The 22,053-nt window shown below is 61.3% G+C and carries 18 protein-coding genes; 11 read left to right on the top strand and 7 right to left on the bottom strand.

Going from position 1 to position 22,053, the window contains the following annotated elements; all coding sequences use genetic code 11:
- Window position 1: 1 nt before the first annotated feature.
- Together glmS and AC1RAC_RS10140 are read left to right on the top strand one after the other, a co-directional pair.
- Window positions 2-1,834, top strand: a complete 1,833-nt coding sequence (gene glmS / locus AC1RAC_RS10145; RefSeq protein WP_054898302.1) for a glutamine--fructose-6-phosphate transaminase (isomerizing) — start codon at window positions 2-4, stop codon at window positions 1,832-1,834.
- A gap of 84 nt (window positions 1,835-1,918) precedes the next feature.
- On the top strand, window positions 1,919-2,284 hold the full coding sequence (locus tag AC1RAC_RS10140) for an avidin-fold protein (protein WP_054896099.1): 366 nt from the start codon (window positions 1,919-1,921) through the stop codon (window positions 2,282-2,284).
- 168 nt (window positions 2,285-2,452) lie between these two features.
- Here the strand turns inward: AC1RAC_RS10140 and AC1RAC_RS10135 are convergent, their stop codons facing one another.
- Genes AC1RAC_RS10135 through AC1RAC_RS10110 form a run of 6 tightly spaced genes read right to left on the bottom strand, consistent with a single transcriptional unit; the run spans window position 2,453 to window position 8,130 of the window.
- Entirely contained in the window at window positions 2,453-3,385 is a 933-nt protein-coding gene (locus AC1RAC_RS10135; RefSeq protein ID WP_034129176.1) for a phosphatidate cytidylyltransferase, read from the bottom strand.
- A gap of 1 nt (window position 3,386) precedes the next feature.
- On the bottom strand, window positions 3,387-4,007 hold the full coding sequence (locus AC1RAC_RS10130) for a lysophospholipid acyltransferase family protein (RefSeq protein ID WP_034129175.1): 621 nt from the start codon (window positions 4,005-4,007) through the stop codon (window positions 3,387-3,389).
- Window positions 4,008-4,016: 9 nt separating this feature from the next.
- Complete coding sequence (locus AC1RAC_RS10125; RefSeq protein ID WP_054896098.1) at window positions 4,017-4,460, bottom strand: hypothetical protein; 444 nt, start codon at window positions 4,458-4,460, stop codon at window positions 4,017-4,019.
- A complete protein-coding gene (locus AC1RAC_RS10120) occupies window positions 4,450-5,748 on the bottom strand; it encodes a phosphatase PAP2/dual specificity phosphatase family protein (protein ID WP_057975208.1) in 1,299 nt (432 codons plus the stop codon). Before AC1RAC_RS10120 ends, AC1RAC_RS10125 begins: the two co-directional genes overlap by 11 nt.
- Before the next feature lie 2 nt (window positions 5,749-5,750).
- Window positions 5,751-7,499: a bifunctional alpha/beta hydrolase/class I SAM-dependent methyltransferase gene (locus tag AC1RAC_RS10115; protein ID WP_252949172.1), complete on the bottom strand. Its 1,749-nt coding sequence runs from the start codon at window positions 7,497-7,499 to the stop codon at window positions 5,751-5,753.
- 10 nt (window positions 7,500-7,509) lie between these two features.
- Entirely contained in the window at window positions 7,510-8,130 is a 621-nt protein-coding gene (locus AC1RAC_RS10110) for a CDP-alcohol phosphatidyltransferase family protein (protein ID WP_252949174.1), read from the bottom strand.
- A 433-nt stretch (window positions 8,131-8,563) separates the two neighbouring features.
- Here AC1RAC_RS10110 and AC1RAC_RS10105 point away from each other — a divergent pair, with 433 nt between their 5' ends.
- The 9 genes from AC1RAC_RS10105 to cfaB all read left to right on the top strand — a co-directional run bounded on the left by AC1RAC_RS10105 (window position 8,564) and on the right by cfaB (window position 20,403).
- Window positions 8,564-11,086 carry an RHS repeat-associated core domain-containing protein gene (locus tag AC1RAC_RS10105; RefSeq protein ID WP_492616542.1) on the top strand — a complete coding sequence of 841 codons (2,523 nt, stop codon included), beginning with the start codon at window positions 8,564-8,566 and terminating at the stop codon, window positions 11,084-11,086.
- 134 nt (window positions 11,087-11,220) lie between these two features.
- Window positions 11,221-13,146, top strand: coding sequence for a protease modulator HflK (hflK, locus tag AC1RAC_RS10100; protein WP_492616541.1), 1,926 nt, complete (start codon window positions 11,221-11,223; stop codon window positions 13,144-13,146).
- 9 nt (window positions 13,147-13,155) lie between these two features.
- Complete coding sequence (gene hflC, locus AC1RAC_RS10095; RefSeq protein WP_161903768.1) at window positions 13,156-14,157, top strand: protease modulator HflC; 1,002 nt, start codon at window positions 13,156-13,158, stop codon at window positions 14,155-14,157.
- On the top strand, window positions 14,154-15,188 hold the full coding sequence (hflK, locus tag AC1RAC_RS10090; protein WP_003195796.1) for a protease modulator HflK: 1,035 nt from the start codon (window positions 14,154-14,156) through the stop codon (window positions 15,186-15,188). Before hflC ends, hflK (AC1RAC_RS10090) begins: the two co-directional genes overlap by 4 nt.
- Window positions 15,185-17,071 carry a cation-translocating P-type ATPase gene (locus tag AC1RAC_RS10085; RefSeq protein WP_181124431.1) on the top strand — a complete coding sequence of 629 codons (1,887 nt, stop codon included), beginning with the start codon at window positions 15,185-15,187 and terminating at the stop codon, window positions 17,069-17,071. The genes hflK (AC1RAC_RS10090) and AC1RAC_RS10085 overlap by 4 nt, the downstream gene beginning before the upstream one ends.
- A gap of 116 nt (window positions 17,072-17,187) precedes the next feature.
- Window positions 17,188-17,439 carry a BufA2 family periplasmic bufferin-type metallophore gene (bufA2, locus tag AC1RAC_RS10080; RefSeq protein ID WP_003195792.1) on the top strand — a complete coding sequence of 84 codons (252 nt, stop codon included), beginning with the start codon at window positions 17,188-17,190 and terminating at the stop codon, window positions 17,437-17,439.
- Between the two features lie 67 nt (window positions 17,440-17,506).
- On the top strand, window positions 17,507-18,352 hold the full coding sequence (gene bufB, locus AC1RAC_RS10075) for an MNIO family bufferin maturase (RefSeq protein ID WP_034134115.1): 846 nt from the start codon (window positions 17,507-17,509) through the stop codon (window positions 18,350-18,352).
- Window positions 18,343-19,131 carry an HvfC/BufC N-terminal domain-containing protein gene (locus AC1RAC_RS10070; protein WP_057975213.1) on the top strand — a complete coding sequence of 263 codons (789 nt, stop codon included), beginning with the start codon at window positions 18,343-18,345 and terminating at the stop codon, window positions 19,129-19,131. Before bufB ends, AC1RAC_RS10070 begins: the two co-directional genes overlap by 10 nt.
- Window positions 19,132-19,218: 87 nt before the next feature.
- Window positions 19,219-20,403 carry a C17 cyclopropane fatty acid synthase CfaB gene (gene cfaB / locus AC1RAC_RS10065; protein ID WP_014720571.1) on the top strand — a complete coding sequence of 395 codons (1,185 nt, stop codon included), beginning with the start codon at window positions 19,219-19,221 and terminating at the stop codon, window positions 20,401-20,403.
- Window positions 20,404-20,537: 134 nt separating this feature from the next.
- On the opposite strand, the gene cls is transcribed toward cfaB, so the two are convergent.
- Complete coding sequence (cls, locus tag AC1RAC_RS10060; RefSeq protein ID WP_492616540.1) at window positions 20,538-21,977, bottom strand: cardiolipin synthase; 1,440 nt, start codon at window positions 21,975-21,977, stop codon at window positions 20,538-20,540.
- Window positions 21,978-22,053 lie beyond the last annotated feature (76 nt).

Below are 22,053 nucleotides of genomic sequence, written 5' to 3'. Positions count from 1 at the left end.
CATGTGTGGAATTGTTGGCGCAGTCGCCGAACGTAACGTTACTGCCATCCTGATCGAAGGCCTCAAGCGCCTCGAATACCGCGGCTACGATAGCGCCGGTGTGGCCGTCTTCACCAACGCCGGCAAGCTGGAGCGCATGCGCCGCCCGGGCAAGGTCAGCGAACTGGACCAAGCCCTGGCCGGTGAGCCGCTGGCAGGCCGCCTGGGCATTGCCCACACCCGTTGGGCCACCCACGGTGCACCGTGCGAGCGTAACGCTCACCCGCACTTCTCCGGCGACCTGGCCGTGGTGCACAACGGCATCATCGAAAACCACGAAGTGCTGCGTGAACAGCTCAAGGGCCTAGGCTATGTGTTCACCTCGGACACTGACACCGAAGTGATCGCCCACCTGCTCAACCACAAGCTCAAGGATCAAAGCGACCTGACCACCGCCCTCAAGGCCACGGTCAAGGAACTGCATGGCGCCTACGGCCTGGCCGTGATCAGCGCCAGCCAGCCTGACCGCCTGGTTGCCGCACGCAGTGGCAGCCCATTGGTGATCGGCCTGGGCCTGGGCGAGAACTTCCTTGCCTCCGACCAACTGGCCCTGCGCCAAGTGACCGACCGCTTCATGTATCTGGAAGAAGGCGACATTGCCGACATCCGCCGTGAAAGCGTGCAGATCTGGGATGTGAATGGTCAGTCCGTCGAGCGCGAAGCCGTGCAATACCGCGACGGTGCCGAAGCCGCCGACAAAGGCGAGTTCCGCCACTTCATGCTCAAGGAAATCCACGAGCAGCCGTCCGTGGTACAGCGCACCCTGGAAGGTCGCCTGAGCCAGAACCAAGTATTGGTGAACGCTTTCGGCCCGCAAGCCGCCGAACTGTTCGCCAAAGTGCGCAATGTGCAAATCGTCGCCTGTGGCACCAGCTACCACGCCGGTATGGTGGCGCGTTACTGGTTGGAAGAACTGGCCGGCATCCCCTGCCAGGTCGAAGTCGCCAGCGAGTTCCGCTACCGCAAGGTGGTGGTGCAGCCCGACACCCTGTTCGTGACCATCTCCCAGTCCGGTGAAACCGCCGACACCCTGGCTGCCTTGCGCAACGCCAAGGAGCTGGGCTTCCTCGGCAGTCTGGCGATCTGCAACGTCAGCATCAGCTCCCTGGTGCGTGAATCCGACCTGACCCTGCTGACCCAGGCCGGTCGCGAAATCGGCGTGGCCTCCACCAAAGCCTTCACCACCCAACTGGTGGGCCTGTTGCTGCTGACCCTGTCCTTGGGCCAAGTGCGCGGCACCCTCGCCGAAGGTGTCGAAGCCACCCTGGTGGAAGAACTGCGTCGCCTGCCGACCCGCCTGGGTGAAGCCTTGGCCATGGACAGCACCGTGGAAAAAGTCGCCGAGCTGTTCGCTGACAAGAACCACACCCTGTTCCTGGGCCGTGGCGCGCAATACCCGGTGGCGATGGAAGGCTCGCTGAAACTCAAGGAAATCTCGTACATCCACGCCGAAGCCTACCCGGCCGGCGAGCTGAAGCACGGCCCGTTGGCCCTGGTGGACGACGACATGCCGGTGGTTACCGTGGCGCCGAACAACGAACTGCTGGAGAAGCTCAAATCCAACCTGCAGGAAGTACGCGCCCGTGGCGGCCAACTGATCGTTTTCGCAGATGAAAAAGCCGGCATGACCAACGGTGAAGGCACCCACGTCATCAACATGCCGCATATCCACGACACGCTGTCGCCGATCCTCTACACCATCCCGCTGCAGTTGCTGTCGTACTACGTGGCCGTGCTCAAAGGCACCGACGTTGACCAGCCGCGTAATCTGGCGAAGTCGGTGACGGTGGAATAAGCCTTACTGACGTACCCAATAGGGGCTGTTTTAAACAGCCCCTTTTTTTCGTTCTGGATTCGCTCAATTGAAGGATGCGTATTGATGCAAAGCCCTTCTGCTACCGTCCACGCACGTCTGCACAATCGTCGGTTTGTGGTCGCGAATAACGCGCAAGGCTTGTCCGGTACCGGCACCGTGTTTCATTACAAAGTCGAAGACGGGGTGATTTCGAGCATTTATCAGGGTGGCCGAATTCGCCTGGGAACGCAGGTCGGGCGGGTGACCGGCCCAGATACTATCGAGCTGCTTTATCAGTGCGTCACCCTGGACGGGGAGCTGCTCGCAGGGTGGTCACGAGGCACGGTAGGTGTTGATCACGCCGGGCGCACTACCCTGAGTTTCGTTTGGGGCTGGCTATCGGGTGCGACCGGAGGCGGAGAGTCTAGCTATATCGAGATCACTGGCTAGAGGCATTGAAAGCACCATAAAACCTACAGGTAGGCGCATATCCCCTGTGGGAGCGGGCTTGCCCGCGAAGGCGGCGTGTCAGTCGCTGCATCTGTTACTGCACTACCGCTTTCGCAGGCAAGCCAGCTGCCACATTTTGATCTCCATCGGGTTTGTGAAAGGGGTGGGTCAGGTCCACCAGTAGCGCACGAGATGAAAGAAGATCGGCGCCGCAAAGCACACCGAATCCAGCCGATCCAACATCCCGCCGTGTCCTTCGATCATGTGCCCCCAGTCCTTCACACCGCGGTCACGCTTGATCGCCGACATCACAATCCCTCCCGCAAACCCCAGCAAGTTGATCAGCAGCGCGATCAGAAACGACTGCCAGGGATTGAACGGTGTGGTCCACCACAGCGCCGCGCCGATCAAGGAGGACAGCAGAATTCCGCCCACAAACCCTTCCACGGTTTTCGATGGCGACAGGTTGGGCGCGATCTTGCGTTTGCCGAACAGCTTGCCGCACACGTACTGCAATACGTCCGACAGTTGCACCACGATCACCAGATAGGCGATCAGCAGCAGGTTGCGGCCTTCGTAGCCCGGTATGTCCAAGGTCAGTAGTGCCGGGACGAAAGACACGCAGAACACGGCGATCATCAGCCCCCATTGCACCTTCGATGCCCGTTCCAGAAAGTGCGTACTGTCGCCGCCCAGGGAGGCGAGGATCGGCAGCAGCAGGAACACGTACACCGGGATGAAGATCGAGAACAGCCCGTACCAGTCGGCGTAGATCAGCAGGTATTGCAGCGGCAGGGCCAGGTAGAACGCGGCCACCAGGGCCGGGTAGTCGCTGCGTCGGGTGGGCGTGAGGGTGAGGAACTCGCGCAGGGCGTAGAACGACACCGCGTAGAACAGCAGGATCACCGCGCCGGTGCCGAGCCAGAACGCGATGCCGATCACCACCACCATCACCCACCAGGCGTTGATGCGGGCGTTGAGGTTGTCGATCACGGCATTCGGGCTGCCACGGGTGCGCAGCTTGAGGATCAGGCCGATCAGCGAGGCGATGACCAGGATCGCGCCGATGCCGCCAAATAACATCAGGGTTTGGCTATCCATCTCAGGAATGCTCCGGGGCAAGGGCGAGCAGGGCGTCGCGGCTGCGGGCAAGGAAGTCGGCTTTGTCTTCGCCTTCTTCCAGTTGCAGGGGGGCACCGAAGCTGGTGGTGCATAACAAGGGCAGTGGCAATACGCGGCCCTTGGGCATAACCCGGTTCAGGTTGGCTATCCACACCGGGACCAGCTCGGCCTGTGGGTAACTCTTTGCCAGGTGGTACAAACCGCTTTTGAACGGCAGCAAGCCATCCTCCAGATTGCGCGTGCCTTCGGGAAAAATGATCAGCGAATCGCCGCCCTCCAACGCCGCAAGCATGGGCTGCAATGGGTTGTCCACAGGGTCCTTGCGCTCACGGTCGATCAGCACGCCATTGAACACTCGATTGATGATGTAGCGGCGCAGCGCACTCTTGTTCCAGTAATCACTGCCGGCCACCGGGCGTGTGAATTTGCGCAGGTTCTGCGGCAGTGATGCCCACACCAGGACGAAGTCGCCGTGGCTGCTGTGGTTGGCGAAGTAGATCCGCTGCACCGGGACCGGCGCGCACCCCAGCCACAGGCTGCGGGCGCCAGTGACGGTGCGGGCCATGGAAGTAATCAGCGTGGCGACCACGGGTTCGAACATGGGAATTCCTTATCCGGCGAAAGGTAGCCAAGGGCTGGCGAGAATGACGCCCAGGGTCAACAGCGCTTGCGCGCCCAGCAGCCAGGCTTGTTTACGCAGCAGTTTGAGGGCGCCGCGACGGCGTTCAGTCCATGGCCGACCGGCTCGCTTGGGCGATTGCAGGCCAAGGGTTTGCAGGGCCTGGTCCAGGTCTGGCGTGCGGGTGGTGTCGCGAGCGAGCAGGGCGAACAGGTCGGCGTCAAAGGCCACCCGCAGCGCCCAATACTTTTGCAGCAGGCCCAGCACGATCATCCACAGGGCCAACAGCAGACAAATGGTGGAAATGCTGGCCAACAGCAGCTGGGCGAGGCCAAACAGCACGCCTAGCAGCGTCAGGCCTGTGGATAACTGATCCAGGGAGCGGCCGCGGCGCAACAGGCTGGCGACGACCTGGAGTTCCATATCAGCAGGCATTTGGCAAACCCTCCAATGCTTGACGGTGTTCGGGGTGCAGGACCACATCGGCCCGCGCTGTACGAATAATAGCCAGCGCTTGCTCAACCGTGGTGGCTCGCCCCGTGTTCAACAGCCAGGCGGCGACGGCGGTGGCGCTGCGTGAGTAACCGAGGGCACAGCACACCAACAGGGGGCCGCTCGCTTGCAGGCGTTCAATGGTGTGGGCCGCTTTCAAGCATTCGTCGGGGGTTGGGGCGATCAGGTCCAGCACGGGCACGCGGGCGTAAGCACGGCCCTGTGGATTAATCGGCAGTTCGGCGCATAAGTCGACAATGGCCTTGAATGAACCCAGCTCGCGGGTGGCAGGAATACGCCCGAGCCAGACGTTATCCACAATCGGATCGGCCTGAGGATGTTTGCGCGTCCACAGCCGCGAATTGATCCAGGCGCCCGCCAGATAAGGTGCATATAACCAGCGTGCCGCAGGCGTAAGGTGGCCATCCTCACGTTTTTGAAAGCCCGACGCGCCGAGTACGAGGTAGTTGGCCGTGATCAACCCCAGAGAAACCGCAGGCCATAGCAGCCACAGGCAAGCGCCACCGCATAAGCAGGCCAGCACTGTCAGTATCACTGCGCCCAGCCCATAGCGTATCCCTAGCCGCCATCGTTGGTTATCCCGCGTCAGCCGTGCATTCAGTAAGGGGCTCGGGTGCTGCATCGGCCATAACCACACGCACAACCACCCCGCGAGGGCGCCTGTGGGTAAGTCGATAAAGTGATGTTGATAAGTGGTCAGCACCGAAACCCCGATTAGCGCGAACCAGCCGTGCACCACCCAACGCCAGAATCCTTGAGTATGCCGTTGGTACATCACCCACAGGATCACCAGCAGCGCGATATGCAGCGAAGGCGCCTGGTTGAAGGGCTTGTCAAAACCGGCCAGCACCGCAAACAACCAACCGAACACACCGTCCAGTTCCGGCCGCTCAAACGTGAAGCGCAGTGGCCAGATCAGGAAGCAACTCACGGCTATCACCTGCGCACTCAGCAGGCGCAGCGCATGCTGTTTGAGCTCATGACGCGTGTTGGGTAGCAGCAACGAGAAGCCGTAAAGCAGGTCGATGGACCAGTAGGGCACGATGGTCCATGCCCAGAACGGCATGTGTGTTTCCCAGCCGAACACCAGGGTGCCGACGTCGCTGCGCTGGCTGGTGACCCAGGTGGCGAAGCCGTAGGTGCTGAAAAACAGCGGTGCCAACAGCAGCAGCCAAAGCATCGCAGGTTTCAATAAACCGGTTTCGCGCATGTTCAGATCTTCTGTGCCAGGGACACGGTGAAAATGCCCCACTCATCCACGCGCTGGGTGATCTTGCGAAAGCCCGCTGCTTCGACGAGTTGGTCCATTTCCGCCTGGCTGCGCCGGCGCATCACCCAAGCCTGACCCTGACGGTGGCTGGTAAGCGAACGGGCAATCAGCTCCAACTGCGGGTGCCACGGTTGGCCGGTGTAGACCAGGTAACCACCTGGCTCCACGGCTTCGGCCAGGCCCGCCAGTGAACCGCCGACCATGGCGTTATCGGCGAACAATTCGTACAGGCCAGACACCACGGCCAGGGACGGCTTGGGGTCGAGGGCGGCCAGGTCGGCGCGGTCGAACGCGTCGCCTTTGACGAACTGGGCGATGTCCCCCAAACCCTTTTCGCGAATCAGCGCGCCACCGTCGCGCACATTGATATCGCTGTAGTCGCGCAGCAGGATCGACTCCGGCAACGGCGAGACGCCCTGCAAGGCTTCAAGAATGTAACGGCCGTGGCCGGCGGCGATATCGACGATACGGACTTCGCGGTGATCATCACGCAGCTTGGCCATGGCCAGGCGCAGCAGCTCTTCGACGTTCAGCTTGCGCTGGCGAATACCACGCCAGCCGATGGAGTTGAGGTAGTTGGTATCGATCATCCGCCCCAGCCCGCCCTTGCCGGTAGGCTTATTGCGATACACGTAGTCCAGGGTGCTGCCGGAATCGAAGCCGGTGTCGAAGCCCAGCTTCACCCCATCCGACAGGTTCTTGCCCAAGCCCATGCTGGCGCGGGTCATGCGCCAGTACAGGTCGCGCAGTGAATTGCGTGGCAACGGCGCGGCGAGGGATTCGGATTCGGCGCACGTGGCGCCAAGTTTGTCTGCATCCAGTAAAGAAGCGCGGTCCAGCGGGTGGGCGAAGTTCTGCAAGATAAAGCGCTTGGCGCTGCTCACAGCCACGGCGCGATCACGTTCGCCGAGGGTGTCGTGAAAAAAGCCGGGGAGGATATGCAGCTCTTTTTTAAGGCTGCCGAGGCGGTCGAAGAACTGCTGCTGGGGTTTACGGTGCACCACAAAGTCGGAGCCCGAAATAAGCAGTTGGGTGGGCACCTGGATCGCCTGGGCGTCGGCGACAACCCGGTCGGCCGCTTCGTAAAGGCCCAGCAGCACATTCACCGAAATGGCCTTGGTGATCAGTGGATCGCTGTCGTAGGACGCCACGCGTTCGGGGTCATGGCTGAGGAACTTGGCCTTGACGTAGCTGTTGACGAAAAAGTTGCCACGAAACTTGCGCATCAGTGCCAGGCCGGGGCGGGCGAAGGGCACGTACAGCTTGACCTTGAAGGCTGGCGAGGCGAGCACCAGGGCGCGGATTTTTGGCGCGTAATCATGAACCCAGGTGGCCGCGATCACCGCGCCGACGCTTTGGGCGATGACGGCGATGCCTTCCTCCTCGATGCCGTAGGTGGCATTGATGTGGTCACAGAAAGTCTGCACATCGCGGGCGCTGGTGGCAAAGCTGGGGCTGTCGCCGCGCTCGCCTGGGGATTGGCCGTGGCCACGGGCGTCCCAGGCGAAGAAGTCGAATTCAGGCAGGCCCAGTTCATCCACCAGGTGGGCAATACGCCCCGAGTGCTCATGGCCGCGATGGAACAACAGGATCGCCTTGCGCGGCCCGACACCTGCCGTGGCCGGCCAGTGCCGATAGAAAAGCTCGACGCCATCATGGGTACTGAAGGTGTGCTGTTGCTGTTCGCGCATCGCAAAATCCTTATGCAGAAGGGAGAGATTGTTGTTCTTTGAGGCCCTGACGCACCCGGTTGACCAAGGTATAGGCGAGCAGGGCGGCGACCAGCCACATCACCGTCTCCACCCAACCGGCGCCGAGCCAGCCCAGCGCCACGCCCGTGGCCAGCACCCCGAGTACGAACGCCCGATCACTCTTGCCCATGGGCCCGTCATAACGGCGCGAAGCGCCCACCATCGGCCCCAGCACCCCCGCGTATTCGCTGAATATTGCAAGCAGCGTCACCAGCAGCACCGACGCCAGGCTCACATCGGGGATCAATGCAAAAGGCAGGATCAGCGCGCTGTCGGCGATCACATCGCACAGTTCATTGAGATAAGCACCGAGGCGCGACTGTTGGCCGAATTCCCGGGCCAGCATGCCATCGATGGCATTGAGCGCCATGCGCACAATCATCCACAGCGGGATCAGTGCAAACAGCCAGAGGTGTTGGGCAAAGCCCGCGATCAACAGCCCCACCAGCAGGGAAACAACCCCGGCCAGCACGGTGATCTGGTTGGCGGTGGTGCCGTTGTCATAAAGGCGCTGCACGAGAGGCCGCAGCAGGTTTTGAAAACGCGGTTTGAGTTGGTAGATGGAAATCATGGGGGGTGGCGCTTCCTTGTCCGTGAACCCGCGAAAAACTGTCTGAAGTGTGCCGACTAATCGCAGCCGACACCAGTGATGGCTCGTGTTTATAGGGGATTAGTCACGCTCTTGAGCATAATCAATCACCGCTTGTGGGAGCGTCCTATGGGGCCTCAACAGCAGGTGATCGAGTTCGTGTCTATAGTTACATCTCTACACACGCAGAGGGTCGCAAATGTCTTCGACTTTGCACCGACAGACACCGACTCTGAGGGTGACAGACGCACGTAGGTTGCAAGTAGCGGTCGTTGCGTATCACCGACAGACATTAGACGAGGCACTGCAGGCACGTACCGAAAGGTATTCGCGCGATGTCCTTGGTCGAGTGCATGCACAATGGGACGCGCGATTGTGGGCAACGGGTGGTGAAACAGGGGAGCCCAACCAAGTTATGACCCATAGTCTGTCGGGCCAGCTGTTGCGTGTTGAAAGCGTAGATGCGGGCTGGCGTGTCAACCTTGTGGGCGACGCAGCTCAAACGCTGCATAGTTGGGATGGGCGGGGTACTGTCCGGCGGGTGTGCTATGACTCCCAAATACGTCAGGTTAGTGTGAGCGAAGAGTCAGCGACCACTCTCCAGACCTTCGTCGAGCGGCTGACGTACGGATCATCGACTGAAATGGGCAATCGTTGCGGTCGGCTGGTTCGGCATGACGATGGGGTCGGCAGCCAGGTTTTTGTCGATTACGGTTTGCTGGGGCACGTTGCAGGCCAGACTCAACAGTTTCTCAAGGCATTGGTACCCGCGGATTGGCCTGAGTCTTTGGATGAGCGCGACGCGTTATTGGAGACAGATCACCAAGGCGCGGCAATGCGGTATCTCACGCAATGGCATCACGATGCGTTGAATCAGTTGCTCCGCCAAACCGATGCGTTGGCGAATGTGCAGAGCCATTGCTACAACGTGGCGGGTGAACTGGTTCAATCCAGTCTGACTGAGGATGGAAAACCGGAGCAATTGCTGCTCAGCGCGGTCCGCTATAACGCTTGTGGTCAAGTCGAATCCCAGCTGGCGGGTAATGGTGTCATTTCCCGGCCCGGCTACGACGCCCGCAGTGGGCGACTATTAAGACTGAACACAATCCGGCAGGATAAAGTACTCCAGGACCTACATTATCAGTGGGACCCCGTGGGTAACCTGCAATGCTTGGAGGACCGGGCACAACCAACCCAATGGTTTGATTCTCAACGAATTGTCCCCGTTAGCACTTATCGCTACGACACGCTTTACCATTTGATTGAGGCCACCGGACGGGAAAGCGTCCTGGCCGGCATTCAGCCTGGCCTGCCCGGTGTTGTACTACCAGGAGGAGGTGACGCGAGTCGGTTGCGTAACTACACGCAGGTTTACACCTATGACCTCGGCGGAAATCTAATCACGCTCAAGCATGGCAGCGAACCCTTGCGCATGATGAAGACAGCCGAGCGTAGTAATCGAAGCATGTACATGGCCGATGAGATGAATCCACCGGATTTAGCCAATGGGTTTGATGCAAACGGCAATTTGTTGATGTTGGACGGCGCGCAGAGGATGACATGGGACGCCCGTAATCAATTGCACCAAGTCACCCAGGTGCTGCGCAAGGCGGGGCCTGCGGATAACGAACGGTATTTCTACCATGGCACTGGGCAGCGTGGACGCAAGGTACGAGTGTGGCAGGCAAAGTCTGTTGAGCATGTGGCCCAGGTCATGTATCTGCCGGGTTTGGAGATACACAGCGATACGGCGACGGGAGAAGTCCTGCATGTCATCAGCGTGGCGTTAGGGCGCAGTCAAGTTCGACGGTTAAACTGGCGAGCGAACGGTCGCAAGAGACTACCTGTCCCACAGTGGCGCTACAACGTTGATGACCATCTGGGCAGCGTTGCGTTGGAACTCGATGAATATGGCGACGTGATCAGTCATGAGGGGTATTACCCCTTCGGTGGTACGGCGTGGTGGGCGGTCAGAAGTCAGACTCATGTTAATGGCAAGACCATCCGTTATTCAGGCCAAGAGCGGGATGCGACCGGATTGTACTATTACGGTTCGCGTTACTATGCGCCATGGCTGATGCGCTGGATCAACCCGGATCCCTCGGGCGAAATCGATGGGCTGAATCTGTATCGAATGGTCCGAAATAATCCGCTCCGGTATCGAGACCACGATGGCAGGGCTCCGGAAGTCGCCGACGACTATTCGGATAATTCCTCCAGTGCCCATGTTCCGGCTTATCGACAGAATCCAGAGACATTCCGGCGTCGTGACGTGGATGCTCACGTCGCCGCCGAGCGCCGGGACGCCGTGGAGAGGAGCATGACTCACCGTATGTATGGCGAGCACCGCGTTGAGTCTACTTACACGTCTGCTTCAATCCCAGGCAGGTATCGGTTCAGAAACGAATTCTTGCCCGGCCGCTGGCGCTTGATGGAAAACTACCGTGCGCCAGTAGAGGGGCCCAATGCTACCGACGTTACCTGGCATCAGTATGAAATGATTTCAAGGCATAACAATTTTTACGGTGTTTTACCGCAAGCCATTGTGCGCTGGAACGTTCAAAACAATGAGGCTCTGCTTGCTACGCAGCAGCAGGAAGGCATGCTGGAGCGGTTTTTGGCCAGTGAGGGCAATGGCCGTTCAACTCAGAGAATCATGACTGCTTTCGGCCTGCGTGCTACGGGTATCACGCGACAGGAAGTTTACGATTATCAACTGGGGGCGGACGTTGACATCATAGAGGTTCATGTCGAGCCTCAGCCTGTTCTCGAACCCGCTCCGATGGTTAGGAGCCCGTCCCTGGAGGCTTTGACTCGAGCAGTAGAGCGAGACTTGCGCCGTGCGGCGCGCAACCCTGTCTCACGGGTTGTCCATCGTGTTTGGCGAAACATGCGTAGAGTCATTCAAGGTAGCAGTGCCCGACGTGCCCTGAGGTAACTCTGTGAAGGCCGGACAGCCGACGGATATTTTGCGAGTGCTCCTCGATCTAAATGTGCGAACGGGGTTGAGAACAAAAATTTCACGCTTCGTGTTATATCGTAACGAATTGTGTGCAAGTGGGCGTTGAGCAGATGCAAGTGGATCTAGAGGCTGACGGGGCTTCGGTTGAAGGCCTCGCGCGTTTTCAGCAGGGGCTGTTCCACGCCCGTCGATTGCGCCAGGCCGGTATAGGCCTGACAACCCTGGCCCTCAGTGGTTGGATATTGGCGCTGTTCGTAGCGTTGTTTGCACCCGTGTCGATCTGGCCGGTGGTATTGATCAACTGCGCGTCGGCCTTGCTGCTGCTGGTGGCCGGCTTGCAGTCGGCCTGGTGGGTGGCCGATTGGCGTGCCCAGGCGCTGGAAGCGCCGAGCGGTGAAGCGGTCGAACAATCCATCGAGCCTACACCCTGGCATAGGGGCCTGATCAACCGGTTCGGCAACGGCCTGTTGGCGCAGATTGGCGCACCGGTGCTGTGGTTGGGAGGCTGGTCGTTGCTGGCGCTGGTCAGCATCCTGCAGTTCTGGAACCTGGGCTTGCCCGCTGCTGCCATCGGGCAATCGGCAAGTATTGGCGCAGCGCTCGCTTTGGCTCTGGCGTTTGGCCTGCTGGTATTCGAACGCCGCCTGGGCCAGGAAACCGCTGCCCAATGGCCGGAAGCCTCACAGTTGGCGCAATTGAGCCGGATGGCAATTATCTGCCTGGTGCTCAGCGCGATCTGCCTGCTGTTTGCCAATGCGGAGTCGGTCTGGCCGCTGCGCCTGGCGACACTCGTCGGCCTGTTGCCGGCGCTGGTGGCGCTGGAGTTCCTGCTCCGGGGCGTGCTCTCGCTGTTCAGCCCGCGCCAGCCGCGCCTCGAGCCACGCTTGATGGCGCAGAGTTTTATTGCCGGCCTGCTGCGTTGGCCGCCGCAGCCGTTGCTGGCGTTGCAGCATGAATTGCACAACCGCTTTGGCATCGACCTGCGCCAGATCTGGGCCTTTACCTACATGCGCCGAGCGTTTTTCCCGGTGCTGCTGGTGGTGCTGGGGGTAGGTTGGGCGCTGACCGGTGTGCATGAAGTGCCCCTGCAAGGCCGTGGGATTTATGAGCGTTTTGGTAAACCGGTCGAGGTGTTCGGCCCCGGGCTGCATGCGGGTTTGCCGTGGCCGTTGGGCCGCGTACTGAACGTGGAAAACGGCGTGGTGCATGAGCTGGCGACCAGCGTCAGTGACGCCGCCACACCGCAGTTGGCCGCAGCCGAAGGCCCGGCGCCGTTGATCGCCAACCGCCTGTGGGACGCCAGCCATGTGAATGACAAATCCCAGGTTATTGCCAGCAGCAGCGGCGACAAGCAGGGCTTCCAGATCGTCAATATGGACGTGCGCTTTGTCTACCGCATCGGCCTCACCGATCAGGCCGCGCTTGCCGCCACCTACAACAGCGCGGATATTCCGACCCTGATCCGCAGCACCGCCAGCCGCATCCTGGTGCACGATTTTGCCTCGCGCACCCTGGATGAATTGCTCGGGGAAGAGCGCACCAGCCTCGCCGACGAGATTGGTCGCAGCGTGCAAGCCGACCTGCAAACCCTCCACAGCGGTGTGGAAATCCTCGCCACGGTGGTCGAGGCGATCCATCCGCCGGCCGGGGCCGCCAACGCTTATCACGGTGTGCAAGCCGCGCAGATTGGCGCCCAAGCGCTGATCGCCCGTGAACGCGGTGCCGCCAGCGAACAGACCAACCAGGCGCTGCTTCAAGCCAGTACCGCCCGCGATCAGGCCCAGGCCAGTGCCCGCGAAGTGAATGCCGGCGCCCAAGCAGCGAACCTGCGCTTTGCCGCCGAACAAAAAGCCTACGCCGCTGCGGGCCAAGCCTTCGTGCTGGAACAGTACCTGGGCCAACTGAGCCAGGGCCTGGCCCAGGCCAAGCTGCTTATTCTGGATCATCGTTTGGGTGCCGACAGTGCGCCGACGATCGATCTGCGTTCTTTTACCTTGCCCGCCGACCCGTCGGCGCCGCGCAAAGCCGTTCAATAAGGAGTCTGTCTGTTGAGCGCTCATTCCCACGATCATGATCACGGTCATCACCACCATCACGGCCACCACCATCACCATCACGGCGATGAGCAGGCGGCCGGGCCTTTTCCCTGGCGGCGCATGGCGTGGGCGGTGTTGCTGGTGCTGTTTGCCGTGGCAGCGGCAAGCCTGGTGCAAGTGCGTTCCGGTGAGGCCACGGTGATTACCCGCTTCGGCAACCCTGCGCGCGTGCTGCTGGAGCCGGGCCTGGGCTGGCGCTGGCCGGCACCGTTCGAAGCAGCGATCCCGGTGGACCTGCGCCTGCGCACTACGTCCAGCGGCTTGCAGGATGTGGGCACCCGCGATGGCTTGCGGATTATTGTGCAGGCCTATGTGGCGTGGCAGGTGCAGGGCGATGCCGACAACGTGCAGCGTTTTATGCGTGCGGTGCAGAACCAGCCGGATGAGGCGGCGCGGCAGATTCGTACCTTCGTCGGCTCGGCGTTGGAAACCACGGCGGCCAGTTTTGACCTCTCCAGCTTGATCAATACCGACGCCAGCCAAGTGCGCATTGCTGATTTTGAAGCGCAGTTGCGCCAGCAGATTGATCAACAATTGCTCACCACCTATGGTGTGCGCGTGGCGCAGGTCGGTATCGAGCGCTTGACGTTGCCATCGGTGACCCTCACCGCCACGGTTGACCGCATGCGCGCCGAGCGTGAAACCATCGCCACCGAACGCACCGCCGTGGGCAAGCGCGAAGCGGCGCAGATCCGCTCCGCTGCCGAGCGAGATGCGCGCATCATGCAGGCCGATGCCACCGTGAAAGCCGCCGACATCGAAGCGCAGTCGCGGGTTGAAGCTGCGCAGATTTATGGCCGCGCCTACGCTGGCAATCCGCAGTTGTACAACCTGCTGCGCTCGCTGGATACCTTGGGCACGGTGGTCACGCCGGGGACCAAGATCATCCTGCGCACCGACGCCGCGCCGTTTCGCGCACTGGTGGATGGGCCGAAGGACCTGCAGCCATGAGCGAGCCTGAAAGCCCGGACAGCCCGTGGATCCAGGCCGGGCGCCTGACGTTCCTGGCACTGTACGCGGTCACTGTATTGGCGGCGTTGGCCTGGGCCTTTTCCAATGTGCGCCAGATCGACCCGCAGAATCGCGCCGTGGTCCTGCATTTTGGCGCCCTCGATCGCATTCAGAACGCCGGATTGTTGCTGGCTTGGCCGCAGCCTTTCGAACAAGTCGTCCTGCTGCCAGCGGCCGACCGGGTGATCGAACGGCGGGTGGAAAACCTGCTGCGTTCCGATGCGGCGCTGCAGGCCGATCGCGTGGCCAGTTTCGCCACCCCCTTGAGCGATGCCCTGGCCGGCTCCGGCTACCTGCTGACCGGCGATGCCGGGGTGGTGCAGTTGGACGTGCGGGTGTTCTACAAGGTGACCGAACCCTACGCCTTTGTGTTGCAGGGCGACCACGTGCTGCCGGCCCTGGATCGGCTGGTGACACGCAGCGCCGTGGCCCTCACCGCTGCGCGGGATCTGGACACCATCCTGGTAGCCCGCCCGGAACTGATCGGCAGCGACAATGGCGCCGCCGAACGGCGTGAGCGGCTGCGCGGCGACCTGGTGCAAGGCATCAACAAACGCCTGGCGGAGTTGGCGGCCAGCGGCTTGGGGCTGGGTATCGAAGCCACCCGCGTCGATGTGCAATCGAGCCTGCCTGGGCCTGCGGTGAATGCGTTCAACGCGGTACTGACCGCCAGCCAGCAAGCCGATAAAGCCGTGGCCAACGCCCGCACTGAAGCGGAAAAACTCACCCAGACCGCCAACCAGGAGGCTGACCGCCAGGTGCAAGTCGCCCATGCCCAGGCCAGCGAGCGCTTGGCCAATGCCCAGGCGCAGACCGCTACCGTTGCCAGCCTCGCCCAGGTCAAAGACCCCGGTTTGCTGTTGCGCCTGTACCGCGAACGCTTGCCGAAAATTCTCGGCCAGGCCGGTTCCGTGACCACCGTCGATCCCAAAGACGACTCCCGTTTGATCATCCAGGGAGCCGAGCAATGAGCGCACCCATGCTGACCTCAGCCGAGCAGCGCAGCGCTGCCCGGCAATTGACCTTGGCGATGCTCGCCCTGGGCTTGCTCGTGCTGGGCCTGGTGTGGCGCTGGCTCGCGCCCGACCAGAGCGGCGTCAGCCAGCTGCTGCTTGGCGTGGCATCCCTGTTGGTGGCGGTGCCGGTGATGCGTTCGGCCTGGTACAGCCTGCGCTTTCCGAGCCTGCACGGCATCACCGACCAATTGATCGCCCTGGCCATGCTCGGCGCCTGGGCCACCGGTGATCTGCTCACCGCCGCGTTGCTGCCGATCATCATGATCTTTGGCCATGTGCTGGAAGAGCGCAGCGTGATTGGCTCCCAGGAAGCGATCCATGCCCTGGGCAAACTCACCCGCAGCCACGCCCGCCTGGTGCAGGCGGACGGCAGCATCACCGAAGTGGATAACGGCACCTTGAACACCGGCGATATCGTCGAAGTGCGTGCCGGTGACCGCGTGCCGGCCGATGGCGTGGTGTTGTCCGGCCAGGCGAGCCTGGACACGGCGCCGATCACCGGCGAGTCGGTGCCGTTGGAAGCCAGCGTGGGCGTGCAGGTGTTTGGTGGGGCGATCAACCTCGATGGCCTGCTGCGCCTTGAGGTCACGCGTACCGGCAACGAATCGACGTTGGGCAAAGTCATTGCGCTGATGCAGAACGCCGAGCGTTCCAAGCCGCCGATCACCCGGCTGCTGGAGCGCTACGCCGGCAGCTATATGGTGTTGGTGCTGTTGCTGGCGGCGGTCACCTGGTTTGTCACCAACGATGCGCAGGCGATGCTGGCGGTGTTGGTGGCGGCGTGTCCGTGCGCTTTGGTGCTGTCGGCGCCGGCCACCGCGATTGCGGGGATCGCCGTGGCGGCGCGCCATGGCATTCTGATTCGCAGCTCGGCGTTCCTGGAAGAACTGGCCGACCTGACATCGCTGGTGGTCGACAAGACCGGCACCCTGACCTTTGGCACCCTGCGTTTGCAGTCCATCGAAACCGCCGCGCCGGATCGCCAAGCGCTGCTGAACCTGGCGGCCAGCCTCGGTTCGGCAAGCAGTCATCCGGTCAGCCGAGCGTTGGCGGGGTTGGCGACCCAGGAGCAGATGCTGGTGCTTAGCGACATCCGCGAGCGTCAGGGCCTGGGCGTGATCGCCCAGACCGAGCAGGGCGAAGCGGCGCTGGGACGGCCGGAGTTGTTTGAACAGTTGGGCATCGTCACCACCGCCGTGCCCACCCATGATGGCCCGATTGCCGGGCTGGCGTTGAACGGCGAGTTCCTCGCCTGGCTGCTGTTGGCCGACAGCGTCAAACCCGAAGCGCGCCAGGCCCTGCAAGAGCTGCGTGACTTGGGCCTGGGCCGCCAACTGCTGCTGACCGGCGACCGCCAAAGCGTGGCCGACAGCCTGGCGCTGGACGTGGGCATCAGTGATGTCGAAGCCCAAGCGCTGCCGGAAGACAAGCTCAACCGCGTGCTGGGCGAAATCAGCAGTGGCTTCAGGCCAATGGTGGTGGGCGATGGCATCAACGACTCCCTGGCGCTCAAGGCCGGCGTGGTCGGCGTGGCCATGGGCGCGGGCGGTGCGGACATCGCCCTGGCCTCTGCGGACGTGGTGTTGATCGGCAGCGACTTGCGCCGCCTGGGCACCTGTGTGCGCTTGAGTCGCCAGTGTCGGCAGACGTTGCAGGTCAATGTGATCATTGGCTTGGGCTGGACACTGGCCATTGTGGTGTTCGCCGCATTTGGCTGGCTGGGGGCGGCGGGCGCGATGATCGCGGCGGTGCTGCATAACCTCAGCACCTTGCTGGTATTGGGGAACGCCGGGCGTTTACTGCGCTTCCAGGAGCCGCTGTTGAAACTCGACGAATAATTTCAGAAATATTTGCTCACGGCTGTAACGCCGACAGGAGGCCTCACTCTAGTGCTGTGTCGAGACTGAACAATCCGTTCGGACCGGCTCCACTACTGATCATGAGGAATACAACAATGAGCATTAAATCCGCTGCTGCTGGTGCCGCCCTCGCAATGGCCGCTGCTTCTCTGTTCGCGGGTGTGGCCACCCAGGTACAAGCGGCAGACGCCACCGTTCACTGCTACGGCGTGACCTCCTGCAAAGGTATGAACGACTGCAAAACCAAGGACCACGCGTGCAAGGGCCAGGGCGAGTGTAAAGGGATGGGCTTCAAGGCCATGACCAAATCGGCCTGCGACGCCGCTGGCGGTAAAGTCGGCGAGTAACCGGCAAACAAGTGCAACCGCGGCGGCTGCCTGCTACCGCTGCGGACACTTTGCCCTGGAGTGAGTCATGTCCGCGTCCCTTCCAAGTCTGGGTTACGGCCTGGGTTTACGCAGTGAGTACTACCACCAGATCCTAGAACAGTCGCCGGCCGTGGATTGGTTCGAAGTGATCTCCGAGAATTACTTGGTGCAGGGCGGCAAGGCCTTGTACTACCTGGATGCGATAGCCGAACGTTACCCCTTGGTGATGCACGGTGTGTCGTTGTCCATCGGCGGGCCACATGCCCTCGATACGGATTACCTGAACCACATCAAACAGCTCGCAGAGCGCATTCAGCCGGCGTGGATTTCCGATCACCTGTGCTGGAGCCGTGGCAGCGCGCACCAGTTACATGACTTGCTGCCCCTGCCTTACACCGAAGAAAGCCTCTACCACGTGGCCGGCCGCGTGCGTCAGGTGCAGGACGTCTTGCAACGGCCGCTGGTGCTGGAAAATGTCTCAAGCTACGTGCGTTCCAAGGCGGATGAATTCACCGAGTGGGAGTTCCTCAACGCCTTGGCCCACCTGAGCGGCTGCCAATTGCTGCTGGACGTCAACAACGTCTACGTCAGCGCACGCAACCATGGCTTTGATGCCTGGACGTTCATTCGCAACCTGCCACCCGAAAGCATTCGCCAACTGCATTTGGCGGGGCATATGGACTATGGCGACTATGTGGTCGATACCCATGACCATCCAGTGTGCGACCCGGTGTGGGCGCTGTATCAGCAAACTTTGGAGCATTTGGGCCCGGTGTCGACCTTGCTGGAACGCGATGACCATTTTCCGCCCTTCGAAGAGTTGCTCACCGAGTTGAACAAAGCCCGTGAGTTGGGTGCCAGCGCCTTGGCCCGGAGAGCGTTATGCGCCTGATCGACTGGCAGTTGGCGTTTGAACAGCATCTATTATCCGAAGCGCCCGCGGCCAGCAGTGGCTTTGCCGCCACCTTGCTGGGAGGGCCGACGTTGGATGTGGACACCGGCCTGGCGATTTACCACAACGCCTATCTGTCGCGACTGCAAGAGGTGCTGCGCCATGACTTCGGTGCCATCTGGTATTGGCTGGGAGATGAGCAGTTTTGCTCACTGACCGAGGCCTACATCCGCCGTTATCCGTCGGCCCATTACAGCGTGCGCTGGTTGGGCGAGCGCTTTGCGATGTTTATCGTTGAGCATTTGATGGCTGCGCAAAGTGCGCCTTTGGCTGAGTTGGCACGCCTGGAGTGGGCGTTCACCTTGGCGTTTGACGCCGCCGAAGGGGAGCCGCTGACCTTGAATGACATGGCGCATTTGGCGCCTGAAGACTGGCCCACCTTGCAGGTTGCGCTGGCGCCTTCGGTGCAGCAGCTGCTTTGCCGTTTCAACACGGTGGCGATCTGGCGAGCCAGCAAGGATGAGTCGGATTTCCCCGGCAGCCAGGCGCTGGAACCGGCGCAAATCTGCCTGGTGTGGCGCAACCAGAACCGCTGCCACTACCGCAGCCTGGAAGCCGCTGAAGCTTGTGCACTCTCGGGCATGGTGACCATGGGGTGGAATTTTTCAGAACTGTGTACTGAGGTCGCGGTCACTTATGCAGAGGGGGCGTCGCTGCAAGCGGCCACTTGGCTGAAACAGTGGGTCCAGGAAGGTTTGCTCGAGCGCCGAGCGCCATAGAAGGGGGGCTATTCATTCGATAGCTTCCTACTTTGTTTGGCATGGTCTACCCTCACAGCAGACGTCTGAAACAAGGGGGGACTACTCATGCTCGCGCAACTTCCACCGGCCTTACAGAATCTTCAGCTACCGCTGCGTCTTCGACTCTGGGACGGCCATGAATTCAACTTGGGCCCTGAGCCCAGCGTCACCATCGTGGTCAAGGACCCCACGGTTGTATCCAGGCTGACCCATCCAACGCTCGACTCACTGGGCGAAGCCTTCGTCGAGGGCAAGCTGGAGCTGGAAGGCTCCATCACCGAAGTGATCAGGGTATGTGACGAGTTGAGTCACGCCTTGGTCGATGACGACGAGGAGAGTCGCCCGGTACGCTCGATTCACGACAAGGCCACCGACGCGGCGGCCATTTCCTACCATTACGACCTGTCCAACGAGTTCTACCAGCTATGGCTGGACCAGGACATGGCCTACTCCTGCGGTTATTTCGAAACCGGCAGCGAGTCGATCGACCAGGCCCAACAAGACAAATTTCGCCACCTGTGCCGCAAGTTGCGGCTGCAGCCGGGTGAATATCTTTTGGATGTGGGCTGCGGCTGGGGCGGGTTGGCGCGCTATGCCGCACGTGAGTTCGGGGTCAAGGTGTTCGGCATCACCTTGAGCAAGGAACAACTGGCGCTGGCCAAGGAGCGGGTGAAAGCCGAAGGCCTGGAAGACCAGGTCGACCTGCAATTACTCGACTACCGCGACCTGCCCCAGGACGGCCGTTTCGACAAAGTGGTAAGCGTGGGCATGTTCGAACACGTCGGCCACGCCAACCTGGCGCAGTACTGCCGGACCCTGTTCGGCGCGGTGCGTGAAGGTGGTCTGGTGATGAACCATGGCATTACCGCCAAGCACACCGATGGCCGCCCCGTAGGCCGTGGCGCCGGCGAGTTTATCGAGCGCTACGTGTTCCCTAACGGCGAACTGCCGCACCTGGCGATGATGACCGCCGAGATCAGTGAAGCAGGGCTGGAAGTGGTCGATGTCGAAAGCCTGCGTATGCATTACGCCCGCACATTGGACCATTGGAGTGAACGCCTGGAAGACAACCTGGAAGCAGCGGCGAAGATGGTACCGGAACAGGCGCTACGCATCTGGCGGCTGTACCTGGCCGGTTGCGCTTATGCATTTGCCCGAGGCTGGATCAACCTGCACCAGATACTGGCGGTGAAACCCCATGCCGATGGCGGGCATGAACTGCCGTGGACGCGGGAAGACCTCTACCGCTGATCACGCTCAAAACCGTAGGAGCGAGCTTGCTCGCGAAAAACGTCAACGATAACGCGTACTAGCTGAATGAACGCGGCGCCTGTGAGTTTTTCGCGAGCAAGCTCGCTCCTACATTATTGGTTGTGTGTTGGCGGTTAGAGGATGGGTGAGATCAAGCGCGCCACGCGCATCCCCAGTTGTTGCAGGCGACGGGTCTCGCGGCTTTCTTCCTGGCTGACTTCATGGGCCAGGGCAAAGTCGTCCAGCAGCATCTGCTCAACCTGGCTGGCGAAGGCTTCATCCACCGTCAGCAGCATCACTTCAAAATTCAGCCGGAACGAACGGTTGTCCATGTTGGCACTGCCAATGGCGCTGATTTCGCTGTCCACCAACACCACCTTTTGATGCAAAAAGCCCGGCGTGTAGCGAAACACCCGCACGCCCGCTCGCACCGCTTCGTTGGCATACAGGCTGGACGCGGCATATACGATGCGGTGGTCGGGCCGTGACGGCAGCAGCAGGCGCACATCGACTCCGCGCAATACCGCCAGGCGCAGGGCGGCAAATACCGCCTCGTCGGGGATGAAGTAGGGGCTGGTGATCCACACGCGCTCGGTCGCCGCATGGATGGCCTCGACGAAAAACAGCGAACAGGTTTCATAAGGGTCCGCTGGCCCACTGGCGAGCAACTGGCAGAGCACGCCGTCTTCCGGGTAGGCATCCGGCAGGATCAGTGGCGGCAGTTCCCGTGCGGCCCAGAACCAGTCCTCGGCAAACGACTCCTGCAGGCACGCCACCACCGGGCCGGTGACCTGCACATGGGTATCGCGCCATGGCGCCAGGGGCGGTTTTTTACCCAGGTATTCATCGCCTACGTTATGCCCGCCGACAAAACCGGAGATGCCGTCCACCACGACGATCTTGCGATGGTTACGGAAGTTGACCTGGAAGCGATTGAGCCAGCCACTGCGGGTGGCGAATGCCTTGACCTGGACGCCTGCGTCACGCAGCGCTTGCACATAACGATGGGGCAGGGCGTGGCTGCCGATGCGGTCGTACAGGACGTAAATGGCCACGCCCTGAGCGGCTTTTTCCTTCAACAGGGTCTGCAATTGGCGGCCCAGTTCATCATCGTGAATGATGAAAAACTGGAACAGCACGGCGGTCTTTGCGTTACGAATAGCCTCGAAGATCGCGCCGAAGGTGGCATCGCCATTGATCAACAGGCGCACTTCGTTGTTGGCCAGGCAGGGCATGCGGCCCAGCTTGGGCATGGCGCGCAAGGAGGCGTAGGCGCTGGAGTTGCGCGCCGCAAGCGCTTCCTCCACCCACGGGCGCCAGTTCAGTTCGGTGATGGCCGTGTGCATTTCCTGGTTGGCCTGGCGACGGGCCTGGATGTACGCGTCGAAGGTGCTGCGGCCAAAAATCAGGTAGGGGATCAGCGTCAGGTAGGGCATGAACATCAGTGACAACGCCCAGGCAATCGAGCCTTGTGCGGTGCGCACGGTCAGTACTGCGTGGATCGCGGCGAGCGTTCCGAGAAAGTGCAGCGTGGCAATGACGTAGGCGAGCAGGTGCGGGCCAAAGAAATCCATGAACGACGTAACTCCAGGCAGTCCAGTGCGTAACAGACCATGAACGGCTGTGAATGTCGCTATTTTATTTGCCATG

Source organism: Pseudomonas sp. GW823-FHT02F05, assembly GCF_058797315.1.
This window is presented reverse-complemented; position numbering and strand designations above follow the sequence as displayed.